At 41.4% G+C, this 570-nt stretch carries 1 protein-coding gene; it reads left to right on the forward strand.

What is annotated here, in order from left to right; all coding sequences use genetic code 11:
• Window positions 1-570 (forward strand): hypothetical protein (locus tag Q4493_RS17720; RefSeq protein ID WP_303455598.1); only part of this gene is annotated, 570 nt, incomplete at both ends.

A 570-nucleotide genomic window follows, 5' to 3' on the forward strand; every position in this document is an offset into this window, starting at 1 on the left:
GTGATATATCGGTATCCCCCGATGAAATCAATGTAACCAATGATAACCAAGAAGTAATTGCTACAGTTTCTGTCAGCGATCCAAGTGGTATTGATTTAGCTGCTCTCCCGAATCCTTACTGGTATCAAGTTGATGATGTGCAAGGTACTCGAATTGACAGTGTTTGGGAGTTAACAAGTGGTGACGAGTTTAATGCAACATTTATATCAACAGTGATCATACCTATGGGAGCTAAAGGTGGAACTTGGCGAGTTGGCTCGACAGCATTCAGAGATAACCTTGGCTATAGAAGTACAAATGGTGGGCATGAAACTACTTTTACCGTTACTAGTTCTAGCACTTTTGATACCGATGGCCCAACAGTCGGTGATATATCGGTATCCCCCGATGAAATCAATGTAACCAATGATAACCAAGAAGTAATTGCTACAGTTTCTGTCAGCGATCCAAGTGGTATTGATTTAGCTGCTCTCCCGAATCCTTACTGGTATCAAGTTGATGATGTGCAAGGTACTCGAATTGACAGTGTTTGGGAGTTAACAAGTGGTGACGAGTTTAATGCAACATTTA

The sequence above is a fragment of the Colwellia sp. 1_MG-2023 genome, assembly GCF_030546755.1.
In the GTDB taxonomy this organism is placed as follows: Bacteria; Pseudomonadota; Gammaproteobacteria; order Enterobacterales; family Alteromonadaceae; genus Thalassotalea_H.